The sequence below is a fragment of the Streptomyces sp. NPDC016845 genome (assembly GCF_044332585.1).
Classification (GTDB): Bacteria; Actinomycetota; Actinomycetes; order Streptomycetales; family Streptomycetaceae; genus Streptomyces.
This window is the reverse complement of record NZ_JBIRPI010000008.1, coordinates 180,929-196,289: the sequence shown is the minus strand read 5'-3', so window position 1 is coordinate 196,289 and position 15,361 is coordinate 180,929. Positions and strand designations below refer to the sequence as shown.

General features: G+C 73.4%; 13 protein-coding genes and 1 pseudogene. 5 read left to right on the top strand and 9 right to left on the bottom strand.

Features of this window, described 5'->3' with window-relative positions; all coding sequences use genetic code 11:
* Positions 1-16 precede the first annotated feature (16 nt).
* Positions 17-484 carry an Lrp/AsnC family transcriptional regulator gene (locus ACH4RC_RS21900; protein ID WP_398203369.1) on the bottom strand — a complete coding sequence of 156 codons (468 nt, stop codon included), beginning with the start codon at positions 482-484 and terminating at the stop codon, positions 17-19.
* A gap of 129 nt (positions 485-613) precedes the next feature.
* Here ACH4RC_RS21900 and ACH4RC_RS21895 point away from each other — a divergent pair, with 129 nt between their 5' ends.
* The gene (locus tag ACH4RC_RS21895; RefSeq protein WP_398203366.1) at positions 614-1,156 is read left to right on the top strand and encodes a rhodanese-like domain-containing protein; all 543 of its coding nucleotides are present in this window, start codon (positions 614-616) and stop codon (positions 1,154-1,156) included.
* Positions 1,157-1,177: 21 nt separating this feature from the next.
* Here ACH4RC_RS21895 and ACH4RC_RS21890 read toward each other — a convergent pair whose 3' ends face one another.
* Both ACH4RC_RS21890 and ACH4RC_RS21885 read right to left on the bottom strand, forming a co-directional pair.
* Entirely contained in the window at positions 1,178-2,878 is a 1,701-nt protein-coding gene (locus tag ACH4RC_RS21890) for a DUF885 domain-containing protein (protein ID WP_398203365.1), read from the bottom strand.
* A 34-nt stretch (positions 2,879-2,912) separates the two neighbouring features.
* The gene (locus ACH4RC_RS21885; RefSeq protein ID WP_398203363.1) at positions 2,913-3,401 is read right to left on the bottom strand and encodes an Lrp/AsnC family transcriptional regulator; all 489 of its coding nucleotides are present in this window, start codon (positions 3,399-3,401) and stop codon (positions 2,913-2,915) included.
* 59 nt (positions 3,402-3,460) lie between these two features.
* Here ACH4RC_RS21885 and ACH4RC_RS21880 point away from each other — a divergent pair, with 59 nt between their 5' ends.
* Positions 3,461-4,687, top strand: coding sequence for a trans-sulfuration enzyme family protein (locus ACH4RC_RS21880; protein ID WP_398203360.1), 1,227 nt, complete (start codon positions 3,461-3,463; stop codon positions 4,685-4,687).
* Here the strand turns inward: ACH4RC_RS21880 and ACH4RC_RS21875 are convergent.
* The 3 genes from ACH4RC_RS21875 to ACH4RC_RS21865 all read right to left on the bottom strand — a co-directional run bounded on the left by ACH4RC_RS21875 (position 4,611) and on the right by ACH4RC_RS21865 (position 9,164).
* A complete protein-coding gene (locus ACH4RC_RS21875; RefSeq protein WP_398203358.1) occupies positions 4,611-5,873 on the bottom strand; it encodes a GNAT family N-acetyltransferase in 1,263 nt (420 codons plus the stop codon). The two genes, ACH4RC_RS21880 and ACH4RC_RS21875, sit on opposite strands and share 77 nt — an antisense overlap.
* Before the next feature lie 99 nt (positions 5,874-5,972).
* Entirely contained in the window at positions 5,973-7,556 is a 1,584-nt protein-coding gene (locus tag ACH4RC_RS21870) for an alkaline phosphatase D family protein (protein ID WP_398203355.1), read from the bottom strand.
* A gap of 174 nt (positions 7,557-7,730) precedes the next feature.
* Complete coding sequence (locus ACH4RC_RS21865; RefSeq protein WP_398203353.1) at positions 7,731-9,164, bottom strand: PLP-dependent aminotransferase family protein; 1,434 nt, start codon at positions 9,162-9,164, stop codon at positions 7,731-7,733.
* 96 nt (positions 9,165-9,260) lie between these two features.
* Here ACH4RC_RS21865 and ACH4RC_RS21860 point away from each other — a divergent pair.
* Positions 9,261-10,097, top strand: a pseudogene (locus ACH4RC_RS21860) (DMT family transporter); the annotation flags it as partial.
* A 36-nt stretch (positions 10,098-10,133) separates the two neighbouring features.
* On the opposite strand, the gene ACH4RC_RS21855 reads toward ACH4RC_RS21860, so the two are convergent.
* The gene (locus ACH4RC_RS21855; RefSeq protein WP_398203350.1) at positions 10,134-10,964 is read right to left on the bottom strand and encodes an alpha/beta fold hydrolase; all 831 of its coding nucleotides are present in this window, start codon (positions 10,962-10,964) and stop codon (positions 10,134-10,136) included.
* 133 nt (positions 10,965-11,097) lie between these two features.
* On the opposite strand from ACH4RC_RS21855, the gene sigJ reads away from it, so the two are divergent.
* Positions 11,098-11,982: an RNA polymerase sigma factor SigJ gene (sigJ, locus tag ACH4RC_RS21850; protein WP_398203347.1), complete on the top strand. Its 885-nt coding sequence runs from the start codon at positions 11,098-11,100 to the stop codon at positions 11,980-11,982.
* A gap of 252 nt (positions 11,983-12,234) precedes the next feature.
* The gene (locus ACH4RC_RS21845) at positions 12,235-12,996 is read left to right on the top strand and encodes a GntR family transcriptional regulator (RefSeq protein WP_398203344.1); all 762 of its coding nucleotides are present in this window, start codon (positions 12,235-12,237) and stop codon (positions 12,994-12,996) included.
* A gap of 316 nt (positions 12,997-13,312) precedes the next feature.
* On the opposite strand, the gene ACH4RC_RS21840 is transcribed toward ACH4RC_RS21845, so the two are convergent.
* Together ACH4RC_RS21840 and ACH4RC_RS21835 are read right to left on the bottom strand one after the other, a co-directional pair.
* A complete protein-coding gene (locus ACH4RC_RS21840; protein ID WP_398203341.1) occupies positions 13,313-14,467 on the bottom strand; it encodes an ROK family transcriptional regulator in 1,155 nt (384 codons plus the stop codon).
* Positions 14,468-14,596: 129 nt separating this feature from the next.
* Entirely contained in the window at positions 14,597-15,247 is a 651-nt protein-coding gene (locus tag ACH4RC_RS21835) for a response regulator (protein WP_398203339.1), read from the bottom strand.
* Between the last annotated feature and the right edge of the window lie 114 nt (positions 15,248-15,361).

Sequence of the window (15,361 nt, the reverse complement as noted above, 5' to 3'; positions counted from 1 at the left end):
CGCCCTCTCGACCGGCTCACTTCCCGATGGCCCTGCGAGGCAGTGGTGAGGAATACACCACGCTCGTCGTCACCGAGCCCAGCGTGCTGAGCTTCCCGGAGATTTCCTCGAGGTGCGGCATCGAACGGGCCGCCACCTTCACCACGAAGCAGTCGTCGCCCGTGACGTGGTGGGCCTCCAGGATCTCCGGGGTCACTTCGACCAGGTCGTGGAACGGCTTGTAGTTCGCGTTCGGGTAGCGCAGCCGCACGTACGCGAGGATCGGGAGGCCGAGCCGCTCCGGCACCACGACCGCCGTGTAGCCCGCGATGACCCCCGCCTCCTCCAGGCGGCGCACCCGCTCGGTGACGGCGCTCGCCGACATCGACACGGCGCGCGCCAGTTCGGCGTAGCTCGCGCGGCCCTCGCGCTGGAGGGACTCCAGGATGCGCCAGTCGGTGGCGTCCGGGACGTGCACGGGCCGGTCTGTGGAATCCATGGTCATGGACGAGGAATAGCATCACGATCCCCGGCTGGACAAGGCAGACGCCGGGGATCATCCCTTCAGATCGAGCAGCGGCCGCCATAGGTTTCTGACCAGGAAGATCACACCTCCGGACAGGAACGGGCAGCCATGACCACCACCCCGGCCACGACCACCTCGGCCACTCCGGCCCCGGCCACGACCACCCCGGCCCCGGCCACTCCGGCCACGACCAACCCGGTCCTGCGGGACGCCCCCGCCCAGCCCGCCGCCGCGGTCGCCCACTTCACCGCCCACCTCGCCTTCCACGCCGACGTGTCCGACGTCGCCGCAGCGCTGGCGGCAGACGGCGCCCCCGGCTTCGTCCTCGTCGACGTGCGCTCCACCGAGTCCTGGGACCAGGGCCACATCCCTGGCGCCACCCACCTGCCCGGCGCGCTCATCACCGAGCGGGCCGGACAGCTCTTGGACAGATCCGTCCCCGTGGTCACGTACTGCTGGAGCCCGGCCTGCAACGGCGCCTCCCGCGCGGCCCTCGCCCTCGCCCGGCTCGGCTTCCAGGTCAAGGAGATGCTCGGCGGCTTCGAGTACTGGGCCCGCGAGGGGTTCCCGTACGAGACGTGGGAGGGCCCGGCCCGCGGCGACGCCGACCCGCTGACCGTGCCCGTCCACGCGGACGACTGCGGCTGCTGAACGACCCGCCAGGGACAGCGGCTACAGCTTGGACAGTTCGTCGACCAGGTCGTCCAGTCCCAGCGAACCCTGCGACAGCGCCGCCATGTGCCACGCCTTCGCGTCGAACGCCGCACCGTGCGCCGCCTGCGCGTTGGCCCGCCCGCGCAGCCACGCCCGTTCGCCCAGCTTGTAACCGATGGCCTGGCCGGGGATGGACAGGTAGCGGGTCAGCTCACTCTCCACGAAGTCCGCGGGACGGCTGCTGTGGGCGCCGAAGAACTCCTCGGCGAGCGCCGGCGTCCACCGCTCGCCCGGGTGGAACGGGGAGTCCGCCGGAATCCCCAGCTCCAGGTGCATGCCGATGTCGACGATGACACGGAGCGCGCGCATCATCTGCGCGTCGAGGTAGCCGAGCCGCGCCTCCGCGTCGGTGAGGAAGCCGAGTTCGTCCATGAGCCGCTCCGCGTACAGTGCCCAGCCCTCCGCGTTGGCGGAGACGCCGCCGAGCGTGGCCTGGTAGCGGGAGAGGTCGTCGGCGACGTGCACCCACTGCGCCAGCTGCAGGTGGTGTCCGGGAACGCCCTCGTGGTACCAGGTGGAGAGCAGGTCGTAGACGGGGAAGCGGGTCGCGCCCATGGTGGGCAGCCACGTGCGGCCGGGCCGGGAGAAGTCGACCGACGGCGCCGTGTAGTAGGGCGCGGCGGCGCTGCCGGGCGGCGCGATGCGGGACTCCACCTTCCGTACCCGCCGGGCGAGTTCGAAGTGGGTGCCGTCGAGCGCCTCGATGGCCTCGTCCATGACGCCCTGGAGCCACGCGCGGACCTCGTCGACGCCCTCGATGTGGCGCCCGTGCTCGTCGAGGTGGGCGAGGGCGGCCCACGGCGTGGCCGCGCCGGGGAGGATCTTCTCCGCCTCGGTCCGCATCTCGGCGAGGAGGCGGTGGAACTCGCTCCAGCCGTACGCGTACGCCTCGTCGAGGTCGAGGTCCGCGCCGTTGTAGTAGCGCGACCAGCGGGTGTACCGCTCACGGCCGACCACGTCGGGGGAGCCCTCGATGGTGGGCGCGTACACGTCGCGCATCCAGTCGCGCAGTTCGACGGTGGCCGCGTCGGCGGCGCGCGCCGCCTCGCTCAGCGCGGCGCGCAGCGCCTCGGGTCCGGCGGCGGCGAACTCCCCGAACCAGCCGCGCCCGGTACCCGCCCACTCGGTGAGCTGCTCGACGAAGGTGGCGGTGGGGCGCGGCGCGGCGGGCAGCTTGCGCTCCAGGCCGAGTTCGAGCGTCTCGCGGTACCCGGCGAACGCCGCAGGCACCGCCCGCAGCCGCTCGGCGATGACCAGCCAGTCCTCGTCGGTCTCGGCGGGCGTGACGGTGAAGACCTCGCGCACGCCGTGCACGGGCGAGCCGAGGTTGCTGACGGCGCGCAGCGGCTCCTCCGCGTCGTGCACGGCGAGTTCGGCGGTCAGCCGCTCGCGAAGCAGCCGCGCGCACCGCCGCTCCACGTCGCTGTCGGCGCCGGGTACGCGCTCGGCCTCGTCGAGCCGGGCGAGGGTCTCGCGCGCCAGCCGGGCCACGGCCTCGCCGCCCGCGGGGGAGAGGTCGCGCAGCCGGCTGTGGGACGCGGCGTCGCCGAGGTACGTGCCCTCGACGGGGTCGAGGATCACGTAGGCGTCGAGATACGCGTCGGCGACCTGCCGGGGCAGCGAGGGGCGGGTGTGCTGGTCGTTCGGGGTGGCTGGCATGCGTACATCCTTCTACGTGGCAGGGGGCTGTGTCTCAGGAGGCGGTGTCACCCTCGGGCGGCAGCAGCGGCCCGCACTCCCACTGCTGGAAGATGAGCCGGGTCTCGACGCGCGCCACCTCGCGCCGCGCCGTGAACTCGTCGAGGACGAGCCGTTGCAGATCGGCCATGTCGCGCACGGCGACGTGCACCAGGTAGTCGTCGGGGCCGGTCAGATGGAACACCGTACGGGCTTCGGGCAGCGCCCGGATCCGCTCCACGAACGGGCCGACCAGCTCCCTGCGGTGCGGCCGTACCTGGACCGAGAGGAGCGCCTGAAGGCCGCGCCCCAGTTTGGCCGGGTCGAGGCGCAGGACGTGCCCGAGGACGACGCCCGAGCGGCGCAGCCGGGCCACCCGGTCCAGGCAGGTCGAGGGCGCGACCCCGACCTGTGCGGCGAGGTCCCGGTAGGTGGTGCGGGCATCGTTCTGAAGGAGCCGCAGGATCTCCAGGTCGACCGGATCGAGTACGACGGAATCGGTCATCCGCCGAACGTAGCACGGGAGTTACCCTCAGTACCCCGCCCACTGTTCAGCCTGGGCGCATGGACGACACCCTCCGCCCACGGGCTTTCGCCACCGAGGCCGTGCACGCGGGACGCGAAGACCTCGCCGCCCTCGGCCTGCACGCCGCGCCCATCGACCTGTCCACCACGTATCCGTCGGCCGACAGCCGCGCCGAGGCCGCCCGCGTCGACCTGTTCGCCGCCCACGGCGTCGTCGACGACGGGCCGCCGGTCTACGGCCGCCTCGGCAACCCGACCGTCGCCCGCTTCGAGACGGCCCTCGCCCGCCTGGAGGGGACCGACACCGCGGTCGCGTTCGCGAGCGGCATGGCGGCGCTGACCGCCGTCCTCCTCGTACGGATCGCGGCGGGCCTGCGCCATGTCGTCGCCGTCCGCCCGCTCTACGGGTGCAGCGACCACCTCCTCACCGCGGGCGCTCTGGGTTCGGAGGTGACCTGGACCGGCCCCGCGGGCGTCGCGGAGGCGATCCGGCCCGGCACCGGCCTGGTCATGGTGGAGTCCCCGGCCAACCCGACCCTCGCCGAGGTGGAGCTACGCGCCCTGGTCCACGCCTGCGGCTCGGTACCGCTGCTCGTCGACAACACCTTCGCGACGCCCGTACTGCAACGGCCGCTGGAGAGCGGGGCGCGGCTCGTGCTGCACAGCGCGACCAAGTACCTCGGCGGGCACGGGGACGTCCTGGGCGGCGTGGTCGCCTGCGACGAGCTGTTCGCGCGCGAGCTGCGCAAGGTGCGGTTCGCGACCGGCGGTGTCCTGCACCCGCTCGCCGGATACCTGCTGCTCCGCGGCCTCGCGACGCTGCCGGTCCGGGTCCGCGCGGCTTCCGCGACCGCCGCCGAACTGGCCCGGCGCCTGGCCGCCGACCCGCGCGTCACCCGCGTCCACTACCCCCGGATCGGCGGCGCCATGATCGCCTTCGAGATCGCGGGCGACCCGCACGCGGTGATCGCCGGAGTGGACCTCGTCACGCCCGCGGTGAGCCTCGGCAGCGTCGACTCGCTCATCCAGCACCCGGCCTCGATCAGCCACCGCGTCGTCGCCGCCGGCGACCGCAGGGCGGCGGGCGTCGACGACAAGCTGCTGCGCCTGTCGGTCGGCCTGGAGGACGTCGAGGACCTCTGGGCCGACCTGGACCGGGCGCTCGGTACACCCTCACCGGGCGGTCACCTCAGTGCTGTTCCGCCTCTTCGTACTCCCCGTACGGCGACGGGGACGCCGCCGCTGTCGCCGCGAGCTGCGCGGTGACGACCAGCGTGCCCTCCTCGATCTGGTAGTCGAGCGGCAGACCGAGCCCGCGCATCGCCGCGACCATGCCCGTGTTGGACGCCTGCGTGACCGCGTACACGCTCCGGCAGTCGGCCTCGCCGGCGAGCGCGACCAGGCGGCGCAGGAGCTGGGCGCCGATGCCGCGGCGCTGCCAGTCGTCCTCCACGAGCAGCGCGATCTCGGTCTCGTCGCCGTCCCACAGGAGGTGGCCGAGGGCGACGACGCGGCCGGAGGCGGTCCGGGCGGCGAGGGTGCGGCCGTAGCGGGGGCTGAGCAGGTGGCCGAGGTAGCGGTCCGCGTCGCCGACGGGGCCGTGGTAGCGCTTGCTCAGCGTCTGCGGCGAGCAGCGTTCGTGCATCGCCTTCGCCGCGGCCAGGTCCTCGGGGTCGGCGCGGCTCACGGTGATGTCGTTGCCCTCGGGCAGGGTGAGGACGTCCTTGCCGCGCGGCACCCGCGGGCCGAGGCGCGCGTCGAGGTCGACGAGGGCGCGGGCCCGCGCGAACTCGGTCGGCGTGAACGGCAGGTACGGCCGCTCCACGGTGAGGGTCCCGCCCTCCGGCGTCCGCAGCCGCATCACGGTCTCCTCGAAGCCGCCCTCGGCCGGGTGCGCACCACGCGCCGCCGACGCGGCGGGCAGCGACCTGATCGTGCACCGGCCGAACAACTGGCGCAGCGCGAGCGGCAGTTCGGCCGCGTCCAGGGCGGTGCGGGTGGCGAGCCCCAGGATGCGGGTGGGGGCGTCCACCAGGTCGTGGGCGTCGGCGCGCTCGATCCAGGTGCCGGTGCCGCCGGCCTCCTCCGCGGCGCCGGTCAGGTCGGCGGCGGGCAGCTCCTGCGGGGCGCGCAGCAGGAACTCGTCCATGGTGCCGTCGGCGAGCGGGTGCGTCTGGAGGCTGAGGATGTCGACGCGGCGCTCGGCGAGGGACGTGCACAGGACGGCGAGGGTGCCGGGCTCGTCGCGCACGGTCGTCCGCATGCGCCACAGCGCGCTCGGCGCCGGATCGGTTGGGGCACCGCTGGTCCCGGGCTCGGCCGGAGGCGCGTGGCCCTGGCGGCGTGACCACCATTGGGTGGCTCGCTCCAGCAGGGCGCCGCGCCTCCGGGGGGCGCGGTCGTGCTGGTCGTCGTTGGTCACTCGCATCACATCAGACATGTCTCGACTCATGCGTCCACTGTGAAGGAACGGTGTTGCGTGACCGCGAACGATCTGTGACCGATGGGTAAAGAGCGCCCGACTATGCCCGTTTTGGTCCGCTGGGAGAGGTCACTGTCCGACGCGGCCCGGTTGGAGCGTCTGCGCGAACAGCACCTCGCCGCCCTCCTGCCGCAACCGTACGGTCAACTCCCCGCTGCCGCCGTCGATGTCGACCTCGCCGAAGTACGGCGGCGTCTCGGCCGGTGACGTGTTCGCGCGCGTGGGCGCCTTGACGAACACCTGGCGCGGACCGAACGTCCCGTCGAGCTTCGCCGCCGGGTAGCCGCCCGCGGCCAGCGGCCCCGAGACGAACTCCCAGAACGGCGCGAAGTCCTGGAAGGCGGCCCGCTCCGGCTCGTAGTGCTGCGCCGAGGTGTAGTGCACGTCGGCCGTGAGCCACAGGGTGCCCGTGATCCGCCGGTGCTTGATGTGGCGCAGCAACTCGGCGATCTGCAGCTCCCGGCCGAGCGGCGCGCCCGGGTCGCCCTGCGCCACGGCCTCGAAGTTCACCGCCCCGTCCGCCACGACGAGGCCGAGCGGCATGTCGGAGGCGATGACCTTCCACACCGCGCGGGAGCGCGACAACTCGCGCTTCAGCCACGCCAGTTGTCCGGCTCCGAGGATGCCGGTGGTGTCGTCGGGCTGCCGGTTCGGTGAGTTGGCGTCGCGGTACGTGCGCATGTCCAGGACGAACACGTCGAGCAGCGGGCCCTGGCGCAGGACCCGGTACACCCGGCCGTCCGCGTCGCCCGGCGGCAGCGTCGAGACCGGGAAGTACTCGCTGAACGCGCGCAGCGACCGGGCCGCGAGCACGTCCGTGCGCTTCTCCGAGTAGCGGGCGTCGTCCAGGATCTGGCCCGGGTACCAGTTGTTGTGCACCTCGTGGTCGTCCCACTGGGTGATGGTGGGGACCTGGGCGTTGAACCGGCGGGCATGGGCGTCGAGCAGGTTGTAGCGGAAGTTGCCGCGGAACTCCGCGAGCTCCTCGGCGACCTTGGACTTCTCCTCGGTCGTCACATTGCGCCAGACACTTCCGTCGGGCAGCGTCACGCTCGCCTGGATCGGCCCGTCAGCGTAGATGTTGTCGCCGCTGCACAGGAAGAAGTCGGGGTCCAGGGCGCGCATGTCCTCATAGACGCGGTAGCCGCCGCGGTCGGGGTTGATGCCCCAGCCCTGGCCCGCGATGTCCCCGGACCACAGGAACCGGACCCCGCCCTTGCGCCCCACGCGCGCGGTGCGGAACGTTCCGGGCACCGGGGCGCTCGTACGGCGTGGGTCGTCCGGGTCGGCGAGGAGCACCCGGTAGTGGATCTGCTCGCCGGGCGGAAGGCCCCGCAGCCTGGTCGTGCCGGTGAAGTCGGTGTCCGGGCCGAGGAGCGGGCCGCGCCATCTGGTCACCCGCTTGAACGACTCGGTGGCCGACGTCTCCACGATCATCCGCGCGGGCCGGTCCGAGCGCACCCACACGAGCCCCGAGTGCGCGCCGACGTCACCGCTCTGCACGCCCCAGCCCGCGCTGGGGCGGCCCGACAGGGCGAACGCGGGGACCGCCGCGCCGCCCATCGCGGGCAGGGCGAGCGCCGCCGACGCGGCGAGCGAACCCCGCAGCACTCCACGGCGGCCGGGCATCGGGCTCGGCGGACGGTGTGACATGGCGCCTCCAGTGACGGGTGCGACGGCAACCTCGGGATCAGGGTCCTACGACGACGCTGTACTGCCTGGCCTGCGCGTGCGGCGCCGTGGAGCCACCACCCAACTGCGTCCCCACAGCGCGCACACGAACCCCAAGTGAACAGCCGACAGCGCACCGGTGGAACCGGGCGCGCGTCATCGCGCGCTCTCCGCAAGGGCGGCGCGCGCCAGGAGACGGACGCCTTCGGCGATGCGGGCCGGTGTCAGATGGGCGTATCCGAGGACGAGGGAGACCCGGTCGCCGGACGCGCCGCCGCCGTAGTGGCTCAGCGGGCGCACCGTCACGCCGGACGCCGCGAGGCGTGCCACGACGGCGTCCTCGGAGGGGCCGCAGCGTGCGGGCAGTGTGGCGATGGCGTGCAGGCCCGCCGCGATCCCGGAGATCTCGGTGCCGGGCAGGTGCTCGGCGAGGGCGGCCACCAGCGCGTCCCGCCGCTCCTTGTAGGCGCGCTGGCAGCGGCGCAGTTGCCGGTCGTGGTCGCCGCGCTCGACGAAGCGGGCCAGGACCGCCTGGTCGAGCGCCGGATTGCCGAGGTCCATGTACCGCTTGCGGGCCACGATCTCGTCGGCGAGTCCGTCGGGCACGACGAGCCAGCCGAGCCGGAGCCCCGGCACCAGCGCCTTGCTGACCGAACCCGTGTACGCCACATGGTCGGGATCGAGGCCTTGGAGCGCGCCCACGGGGGCACGGTCGTAGCGGAAGTCCCCGTCGTAGTCGTCCTCCACGATCAGCCCGTCCACTTCCCGCGCCCAGTCCAGGAGCCGAGCGCGGCGCGCCGCCGAGTAGGCGATGCCCGAGGGAAAGTGGTGCGACGGCGTCGTGACCACCGTCCGCACACCCGAGTCCCGCAGGGGGCCAAGGGCGAGGCCCTCCTCGTCCAGAGGCAGCCGCACCGCCCGCGGCCCCGCCGTCGCGAACAGGTCCTCGTACTGCGGGCTGCCGGGGCGCTCCACCCCGATGGCGTGCTGCCCGCGCGCGTGGAGCACGATTCCGAGCAGCGTGACCGCCTGTGTCACACCGGAACAGACGATGATCCGCTCCGGGTCCGCCACCACCCCGCGGCGCCGCGCGAGCAGCTCGGCGAGGGCCGTACGCAGCCGGGGCAGCCCGCGCGGGTCCGGGTACCCCAGGTCCGGGTGCGGGAGTCCCGCGAGCACACCCCGCTGCGCCGCCGCCCAGGCCGCGCGCGGGAACAGTGACAGATCCGGGCTGCCCGCCACGAAGTCGGCCCGTACGTCGGCGGCGGGGCGCGGCGCCAGGTCCCGGGCGCCGGGAGCGGCGGCCCTGACCACCTCGCCGACCCAGGTCCCCGCGCCGCGCCCGCTGCGCAGATAGCCCTCGGCGGTCAGCTGCTCGTACGCCTCGGTGACCAGACCGCGCGAGACACCGAGGTCCTTCGCCAGATCCCGGCTCGACGGCAGCCGCGTCCCCGGCGCGAGCCGCCCCGACCGCACCGCCGCGCGCAGCGCCGACTGCAACGAGCGCCCACGCGCGCGTGGCGGCGCGGAAGCGGCGGGCAGCAGCAACTCCCAGGCGGCGGACGGAGGATCGGCCGGTGGAGACGTCATGCGCAAGGATCTTAAGCGGACAGCCGCGATTGGTCCCCGACACCGTCCCTTCAGTGGACCTCCAACGGGACCACCACCGCTCCTAGCGTCGACGCCATGAAGACCACGTCCCTCAACGGCTCCCTGCTCGCCGCCTTCGCGTGCGTCCTGGTGGGCGGCTCCTTCACCGCCAACAGCCTCCTGGGCGACTACCCGTACGCGGGCGGCCAGTTCCTGCGCTACGGCCTCGCCTGCCTGCTCCTCCTGGCCCTCGTCGGCCGCGGCGGCACGGCCCCGCTGCGCCGCCTCGCACCGCGCCAGTGGGCACGCCTCGCCCTCCTCGCGGCGGTCGGCATGGTCGGCTTCAACCTCGCGATCCTGGCGGCCGAACGGACGGCGGAACCAGCGGTGCCCGGCGTCTTCGTGGGGTGCGCACCCGTGCTCGTCGCCGTCATGGTGCCGTTCGCGGCCGGCCGACGGCCGCGACGGATCGTGCTGTACGGGGCACTGCTCGTCGCCGCCGGGGCGTTCACGGTGCAGGGGTGGGGCCGGACGGACGCCGTCGGCATCGGGTTCTCGGTGTGCGCGCTCGCGGGCGAGGTCGGCTTCGCTGTCCTCGCCGTGCCCGTGCTGCGCCCGCTCGGGCCCCGGCTCCTGTCGTGCGTCGTCTGCGGGATCGCCGCTGCCGAGGCGGCCGCCGTGGGGCTCGTCGTCGACGGCGCGGCCTGGCTGCGCGTGCCGGACGGTCAGGAGAGCGCCGCCCTGGTGTGGCAGGCCGTGATCGTCACCGTGGTCGGCTTCGTCTGCTGGTACATGGGCCTGCAACGGATCGGCGCGGAGCGCGCCACGCTCTTCTCCGGGCTGATCCCGGTGGCCGCCGCCTGCACCGCGCCGCTGGTCGGTTCGGGCGCGTACGGGCTCGCCCAGGGCGTCGGCAGCGCGCTCGTGGGCGCCGGGGTGGCCCTGGGCTCGGGGGTGTTCAGCCGTCGGTCAGCGGCTGGTGTCCAGGATGACGCGGGCCACGAGCGCCGGGTCGTCGTTCATCGGGACGTGGCCGCAGCCGGGCAGCCTGACGAGGCGGGCGCCCGGCAGGACCCGCTTGGCCCGGACGCCCTGGCGGCGCAGCAGGATACGGTCGCGCGAGCCCCAGGCGACGGTGACCGGGATCTCCGGGATGTCGTCGCGGAAGAGCACGTCGCGGCCGGCCGCGAGGGTCTGGCCGAACCCGGTCGCGTGGCGCAGCGCGAGCGTCTCGGCGACCACGGCCTCCGGTGAACGGCGCCCGGGGCGCGCGTAGATGGTGCCGGTGAGCGCGGCGCGCCCGGCGGCCGACCGGGACAGACGCTCGACCAGCGGCACCGGCAGGGTCCGCGCGCCGTGGCGCATCGCGAGCAGCGTCCCGAAGGCGTAGCGGCGCTCGGCCCCGGTCCAGAACCCGGCGGGGGAGAGCGCGGTCACGGAGCGGACCAGCTTCTCGCGGCCCATGTCGAGGGCGAGCAGCCCGCCGAGCGAGTTGCCCGCCACGTGGGGCCGGTCGAGGCCCAGCTCGCGGCAGAACCCGGCCAGGACCGGCACCATGCTCGTCAGGTCGTAGGTGAAGCCGTCGGGCAGCGCGGGGGAGGTGCCGAACCCCGGCAGGTCGACGGCTATGACGTCGCGCTCGGTGGCCAGGATCCGCAGTACCGGCTCCCAGGCCTGCCAGTGGTGTCCGATGCCGTGCAGCAGGAGCAGCGGTTCACCGGCGCCCGCGCGCTCGTACGCGACGGTCACCGTGCGCGGCCCGCCGGGCCTCTCGATGCTGAAGGACGCTTGTGCCGCCATGTCGCTCGCTCCATTCCTTAGACATCCTGTCAGCAACAATTACCGCTCGGTAGCGGCCAGTTCAAGAGGGAGAACGCTCACACGTGGCGGTTCCTCCTGGACAGCGCGTACTCCGCCGGGTTGGGATGGGAGCGTGACCGCCACCGACACAGCGATCGACGCCTTCCAGGAACACCGCCCCGTCCTGATGGGCGTGGCCTACCGCATGCTGGGCCGCGTCACGGACGCCGAGGACGTCGTCCAGGACGCGTGGCTGCGCTGGTCCCGGGCCGACCGGTCCGACGTCCGCGAACCACGCGCCTACCTGGTCCGCATCACGACCCGCCTGGCCGTCGACCGACTCCGCCAGGCCCAGGCCCGGCGCGAGTCCTACGTCGGCCCCTGGCTCCCCGAGCCGGTCGTCACCGACTTCGGGCCCACCGTCCCCGACACCGCCGAACAGGCCGTGCTCGCCGACACCGTCTCGCTCGCCGTCCTCGTCGTCCTGGAGTCGCTCTCGCCGCTGGAGCGCGCCGTGTTCGTGCTGCGCGAGGCGTTCGGGCTGCCGTTCGCCGAGATCGCGGCCACCCTGGAGCGCGGCGAGGCCGCGGTGCGCCAACTCGCCGCACGCGCGCGTAAGCACGTCGAGGAGCGGCGGCCCCGCTTCGACGTCGACCCCGCGCAGCAGCGCGACCTCACCGAGCGGTTCCTCGCCGCCGCGACCGAGGGCGACCTCGACGGCCTCATGGCGCTGCTCGCCCCCGACGTGCGCCTCGTCGGCGACAGCGGCGGCAAGTCGAAGGCGCCGGTGCGCGTCATCGAGACCGCCGACAAGGTGGGCCGCTTCGTGGCGGGCGCGTCGCGCCAGGGCGGCGCGGAATGGTTCGACTTCCGCCTCACGGAGTTCAACGGCGGCGTCGGACTGCTCGCGCTCGACAAAGGCAAGCTCGACGCCGCCTTCCAGCTCGGCATCGTCGACGGCAAGGTGCAGTACATCTACATCGTGCGCAACCCGGACAAGCTGCAGTCGCTCGTCTAGCCGTCCGGAAGTCCGGGCCCGTCGGTCGATGAACGACCGGCGGGCCTCTCGCATGCCGTGCGAACGCCGCGTGAACGGAGTGCGGCCCTCCATGAACGCTCTGCGGCAGAGCGCCCATGCGGACGGTAACCGACCGAGGATTGGTCTTGACCAAGTCCGGAGGCGGCCCTAGTCTCGCAGAGTTAGTGCAGGAACCTTTAATAAACAAGGGCGCTAAAAAGCCGCCGGGACACGGCTGTTGCGGAGGACAGGGTGGGGACCACGCAGTTGGAAGCGGCACCGGAGCCGAAGTACTGGCACCTCAGGACCGTGCTCAGCGAGGCGCTCGACTCCGAGTTCGCCGTCGGTGAGATCCTGCCGAACGAACGCGATCTCGCGGCCCGCTTCGGCGTCGCCCGCGCCACGCTCCGCCAGGCGCTCGAACAGCTCGAACTCGAAGGACGCCTCCAGCGCCGCCGCGGGGTCGGCACCACCGTCGCGCCGCCCCGGGTGGGCGTCGCCGTCGCCTCCACCGACCAGGACTGGCCCGGCGCCAGCGGGGACGCTTGGCAGGCCGTCGACTGCACGCCCGCGCTGCCGCCGGCCGCGGTCGCCGAGATGCTCTCCACGGCCCCCGGCGAGACCGTGCACGTCCTGCGCCGCACCCGTGTCTCGCACGGCCAGCCGGTCGCCGCGGAGCTGCTCTACGTCCCGTCGGCCTCGGTGCCCGACCTCACCGCCATAGACACTCCGTCCGGCGCCGCACGCGCGCGTGCCGTCCTGCGCGAGCTCCAGCGCTTCGGCCTCGACGGCCAGGACCGCGCGGTCGAACTCGGCTCGGCCCGCGCCGACGACGCCAAGGAACTGGACCGCCTCCCCGGCGCCCCCGTCCTGGTCGTCACCACGCGCTACTTCAGCGAGGGCGACACGGCGGCGGTCTCGCTGGCCACATACAGGGCGGACACCTGCCGCCTGACTTTCGGCGACACCCCGGGAGTGGAGATCCACCACACCCCGGCGACGAGGGCGTCCTGACGCAGGTCACGGCGGGACCGGGATGCAGCCCCGCCAGGGGCGCGGGGAACGGCGCGCTCAGCCACGCACGACGGTAAGCCGCGATCGGCGATGGCGGGGCAGTCGCTTGGGCGCCCCGGCCGGGTATCAGCCCCGCCAGGGGCGCGGGGAACGGCGCGAGCAATCACGCACGCCGGTAAGCCGCGATCGGCGATGGCGGGGCAGTCGCTTGGGCGCCCCGGCCGGGTATCAGCCCCGCCAGGGGCGCGGGGAACGGCGCGAGCAACCACCCACGACGCGAAGCCGCCAACAGCGACGGCGGGGCAGTCGCGCGCGCTCACCGAGCGGAAACGGCCCCCTCCATGGCGAACAGCTGCGCCTCCACATGATCCAGAGCCAGCCGCAACGCCCCAGTGGCAACAGCCGCCTCCCCGAGCAACGACAACGCAACCCGGGGCGGCCGCAAACAGTACCGCTCGAGCTCACGCCGCAGCGGGTCCAGAACCCCGTCGAGCCCCGCGGCCCACCCACCGACAATGACAAGCTCCGGATCAAGCGCGAGCGCAAGCGCCGCGACATCGTGCACAAGGCGCTGAATGAACCGCTCCATCGCGGCCTGGGCCCGCTCGTCCCCCTTGCGGGCCAGCGCGAACACCTCCGCCACAGCCTGCTCGTCCAGCGGATGCAGCGGCTCGTCCGTGGTCGAGAGCAGCGCCTCGGGCCGCACCCCGCGCCCCAGCAGATGCAACGCCCCGATCTCCCCGGCGGCGCCCCCGTACCCCCGGTGCAGCCGCCCCCCGATCAGCGCACCGGCGCCCGGGCTGAGCCCGGCGAGGACGAACACCATGTCGTCGGAGTCGACACCGGCGCCCTTCCAGTGCTCCGCCATCGCCGCCGTGTTGGCGTCGTTCTCGACGATCACCGGGCACTTGAAGGAGCGCCGCAACCGTTCGCCGAGCGGCAGCCCGGTCCAACCGGGCAGCGCCGTCCCGAGCCGCACGGTGCCGTCGGCCTCGACGATCCCGGGGCTGCCGACGCCGACCGCGCGCAGCGAGCTGCGTGCCACGCCGGCCCGCCGCAGCAGGTCCGCGACGGTTCCGCGCAGCCGCTCGATGCGCTCCTCCGCGGGCGCGGCCTCGTCGACCTCCTTGGACGCCGAGCCGAGGATCCGGCCGTCAAGCGCGGAGAGCACCGCGGCGACCCGGTGGGGGCCGATCTCCAGGCCGAGCAGATGCCCCGCCTCGGCCCGGAAGCGGAACTTCCGCGCGGGTCGTCCCTGGCGCCGCGCGCCGGGTTCCTCGACGGTGGTCTCCACGACGAGCCCGGCCTCGATGAGCCCCTCCACGACGCCTTCGACGGTCGGCCGCGAGAGGCCCGTCACCCGGGTGATCTCGGTGAGCGTCGCGAAATCCGTGGAGCGCAGCGCATGCAGCACCACCGCGGAGTTGATCCGCCTGAGCAGAGAGGGATCCCCGCCGGTCAGCTGCCCCAACGTCCGTCCTCCCAGCAGTTGCGCGTGTTCGCCGGATGGTACTCGCCGCGACCGGCACCGGCGAGAGTCGGGTGCACTCATGTGGCGACGAATGCTCACACGGGCATGCCCAAAACGGGCGAGAGCCCTTCACCCCGGCGCGACGAAACCGGATTCGTAGGCGGCGATCACCGCCTGGGTGCGATCACGGGCCCCGAGCTTGGCGAGCACGGCGCTCACGTGCGACTTGACCGTCTCGGTGCCGACGACGAGATCCGCGGCGATCTCCGCGTTCGACAGCCCGCGCGCCATCCGCCGCAGCACGGCCGCCTCCCGCTCGGTCAGCGCGGCCCGCTCCATGGTGGCCCGCGCCGAGGCGTTGCCGTACTCGGCGGCCAGCTTGCGCACCGCCGCCGGGAAGAGGAGCGACTCGCCCGCCGCGACGAGCCGCACCGCGTGCACGATCTCGGCGGGCCGTGCCCGCTTCAGCAGGAACCCGTCGGCGCCCGCGCGCAGCGCCCCGTACACGTACTCGTCGTTCTCGAAGGTGGTGATGACGACGATCTTCGGCGGCCGCTCCACGGAACGCAGCACCGCGCGCGTGGCATCGATCCCGTCGAGCAGCGGCATCCGTACGTCCATGGCGACGACATCGGGGCTCAGCTCGCGCACGAGCGGGACCACGGCCGCGCCGTCGGCGGCCTCACCGACCACCTCGATGTCGGGCTGCGCCGCGAGGACGGCGCGCAGACCGGCGCGGACCAGGGGTTCGTCGTCGACGAGGAGCACGGTGATCGGCACGCGGATCAGCGTAGGCCACCGGGGCTCTGACCAGGCCGCGCGAACGGATCACGCGGATCACGTGAACTATGCAAGTCACGTGATGAACCACGTGAACCACGCAAGTAACGCAAG

Excerpts from the sequence above, each read along its gene's own strand:
- ACH4RC_RS21900 (WP_398203369.1), bottom strand. The coding sequence starts at position 484 with ATGACCATGGATTCCACAGACCGGCCCGTGCACGTCCCGGACGCCACC.
- ACH4RC_RS21895 (WP_398203366.1), top strand. The coding sequence starts at position 614 with ATGACCACCACCCCGGCCACGACCACCTCGGCCACTCCGGCCCCGGCC.
- ACH4RC_RS21890 (WP_398203365.1), bottom strand. The coding sequence starts at position 2,878 with ATGCCAGCCACCCCGAACGACCAGCACACCCGCCCCTCGCTGCCCCGG.
- ACH4RC_RS21885 (WP_398203363.1), bottom strand. The coding sequence starts at position 3,401 with ATGACCGATTCCGTCGTACTCGATCCGGTCGACCTGGAGATCCTGCGG.
- ACH4RC_RS21880 (WP_398203360.1), top strand. The coding sequence starts at position 3,461 with ATGGACGACACCCTCCGCCCACGGGCTTTCGCCACCGAGGCCGTGCAC.
- ACH4RC_RS21875 (WP_398203358.1), bottom strand. The coding sequence starts at position 5,873 with ATGAGTCGAGACATGTCTGATGTGATGCGAGTGACCAACGACGACCAG.
- ACH4RC_RS21870 (WP_398203355.1), bottom strand. The coding sequence starts at position 7,556 with ATGTCACACCGTCCGCCGAGCCCGATGCCCGGCCGCCGTGGAGTGCTG.
- ACH4RC_RS21865 (WP_398203353.1), bottom strand. The coding sequence starts at position 9,164 with ATGACGTCTCCACCGGCCGATCCTCCGTCCGCCGCCTGGGAGTTGCTG.
- ACH4RC_RS21855 (WP_398203350.1), bottom strand. The coding sequence starts at position 10,964 with ATGGCGGCACAAGCGTCCTTCAGCATCGAGAGGCCCGGCGGGCCGCGC.